General features: G+C 69.7%; 1 protein-coding gene. It reads left to right on the top strand.

Going from position 1 to position 3004, the window contains the following annotated elements:
- Nucleotides 1-414 precede the first annotated feature (414 nt).
- The gene (locus tag ABTZ89_RS37565) at nucleotides 415-2913 is read left to right on the top strand and encodes a penicillin acylase family protein (protein WP_351054010.1); all 2499 of its coding nucleotides are present in this window, start codon (nucleotides 415-417) and stop codon (nucleotides 2911-2913) included.
- Nucleotides 2914-3004: the final 91 nt, after the last annotated feature.

Here is a 3004-nt window from a genome sequence, read left to right as displayed (position 1 = left end):
ACCGGCCAGCAGCCCGTGGTCGCGCCGAATCGGGGCGCACCGAATCGCAGGTGCACAGTGGACGGCCGGTCAGTTCGTCCTGCCGGACCCGGCCGTCCACCCCGAACATCGTCGTGGACCGCTTCCGCGCGCTCACGCGCGTTGACAGCGCCGGGGCGCGTTGCGAGGATGTGCGCGGTTTACCGACCGAACGTTCGGGAAGCCGCACGCGGGAAACCCCTGTTCACACTGCGCGATCCGCACACCCGAAGGCCGGCGCACACCTGACCGCCACGGCCGTCACGGGCGAACCCGCACCTCGCCGGGGGCCTGCGCGCCGCCGGCACGGACCTGCCGGCGGACCACGTGCCCGTCGGCCATCGGGAAAGGCGGAACGCAGTGAGAGCGTTCAGATCTCGCTGTCTCGTCGGCGCGTTGCTCGCGCCAGTGCTCGTCGCCGCAGCATCGCTGCCCGCTTCCGGAGCGACCGCGCAACCACCACCGGAGAAGCACCTCCACGGCACGGTCACCGTCAAACGGGACCGGTACGGCACGCCGCACATCTACTCCGACAACACCTACGGGCTGTTCTACGGGTACGGGCACGCGGCCGGGCAGGACCGGCTGTTCCAGCTGGAGATGACCAAGCGGGCCGCGGCAGGCTCGGTCTCGGAAGTCCTGGGCGCGGACTACTCCGACTTCGACGCATCGGTGCGCTCGGACTACGACCCCGCCTCGATCCGACGGCAGTACGACGAGCTGGCGCCCCGCGACCGGCAGGTGCTCGACGGCTACGCCTCCGGCATGAACGCCTGGATCGACCAGGTCGCCGCCGACCGCGCGCACCTGATGCCCAAGCAGTTCCTCGACCTGGGCTTCGAACCGTCGCGCTGGACCGGCGTCGACGTCGCGATGATCACGGTCGGGACGATGAACATCCGCTTCTCCGACTACAACTCGGAGATCAAGAACCTCGCCATGCTCCAGCAGCTGCAGCAGCGCTACGGCGCCGAGCAGGGCAGGCAGGTCTTCGACCAGATCGCCTGGCCCGTCGACCCCGAGGCGCCCGCGAGCATCGAAGCACCCACCGGCCCGGCCGCGACCGCACCAGCCGCGCTGGACCGGCCCAACGGCCTCGCCGGAACACTCGACGGCGTCACCGCCCCGGCCTCCACCCCGGCACCGGACATCGCGCCGAAACCGACCGCTTCGGCGGCGTGGCACGAGGCCGCCCAGCAGATCGACTCGCTGCGCCCGGGAGCCGCGAAGCCGCCGCAGTTCTCCAACATGATGCTCGTCGGCGGGCAACGCGCCCAGGGCGCGAACAGCCTGCTGCTCAACGGCCCGCAGTTCGGCTGGTTCTCACCCGCCTACACCTACTCGGTGGGCCTGCACGGCGCCGGGTTCGACGTCGTCGGCAACACCCCGTTCGCCTACCCGGTCGTCCTCTTCGGACACAACGGTTCGATCGCCTGGGGCGCGACCGCGGGCAACGGCGACACCGTCGACATGTACCAGGAGAAGCTCGACCCGAACGACCCGCACCGGTACCTCTACCAGGGCGAGTACCGCACCATGTCGCAGCGCACCGAGACCGTCGAGGTCAAGGACGGCGCCCCGCGCCAGGTCCAGGTGTTCTCCACGGTGCACGGCCCGGTCACCCAGTTCGACACCGCGAACGGCGTGGCCTACGCCAAGAAGCGCAGCTGGGCGGGCCAGGAGCTCGACACCCTGTTCACCTGGCTGAGGTCCACGCAGGCCAGCGACTACCAGCAGTGGCACCGGCAGGCCGAAGCGCTGCCCATCAGCATCAACTGGTACTACACCGACCGCCGCGGGAACATCGGCTACTACTTCGCCGGGCACTTCCCGATCCGCCCCGCGGGCCAGGATCCGCGCCTGCCCGCCAGCGGAACCGGCGAGATGGAGTGGCTGGGCGTGCAACCGCCCGCCACCGGGAACCCGCAGGTCCTCAACCCACCGGCCGGTTATCTGGCCAACTGGAACAACTCCCCCGCACCCGGCTACCCGAATTCGGATTCGCTGCCCTGGGGGCGCGCCGATCGCGTCGAGGTCCTGCAGCGCGAGCTCGCCGCCGACCCGGCGATCACCGCCGACGACCTGTGGGAGATCCAGCACCGCGCATCGCTGACCGACATCAACCGGGCGTACTTCACGCCCTTCCTCGCCGACGCGGCGGCCGGACTTCCCGCCGATTCCCCGGAACACCGGGTCTACCAGGCACTTTCCGACTGGGACGGGATGAACGCCGACGAGGACCACGACGGGCGCTACGACAGCGCGGGCACCGCGATCATCCAGACCTGGCTGCAGATCATGCTCGACGACGTCGTCCGGCCGAACCTCCCACCGGAGACCTACGCCCGGTACGGCTCGACGGGCTATCCGACCCGCGACAAGCCCGCCAGCGGCAGCCAGAACGTCCAACCCGGGACGAAGGTGCTGCTCAACACCTTGCTCGGTGCGGAATCCAGCGTCCCGCAGCACGTCGACTTCCTGCGCGGCCGGGACCGGAGCGCTGTCGTGCGCGACACCTTGCGGCGGACCTACGACGCGCTCAGCCAGCAGTACGGCCCGGACCCGGCCAACTGGCTGGCACCGACCGCGCAGAACGTCTTCTCGACGTCCAACTACCTCGGCGTGCCTTCCGGCGGCCAGGACGAGCAGCGCAAGACGCCGGTGTTCATGAACCGCGGCACGGAGAACAACCTCGTCGTGTCCCAGCCCGACGGCATGGCCGGGTACGAGGTCGTGCCACCGGGGCAGAACGGGTTCGTCGCACCTGACGGCACGCGCGGGCCGCACTTCGACGACCAGTTCCAGATGTTCGTCGACTACGGCCGCAAACCGACCTGGCTCACCGAGGACGAAGTCCGCCGCAACCAGGAATCCGAGGAATCACTCCGCTACTGAGCACCAGGTGGCGCCGCACCCCCCCGCCAGGGGCGCCCCCCCGAGTCATCCCAAATTTTTGTTACACAGGGGGTCAGTGCACGGGTCAGGA

The sequence above is a fragment of the Saccharopolyspora sp. NPDC002686 genome (assembly GCF_040295745.1).
In the GTDB taxonomy this organism is placed as follows: Bacteria; Actinomycetota; Actinomycetes; order Mycobacteriales; family Pseudonocardiaceae; genus Saccharopolyspora; species Saccharopolyspora oryzae.
This window is presented reverse-complemented; position numbering and strand designations above follow the sequence as displayed.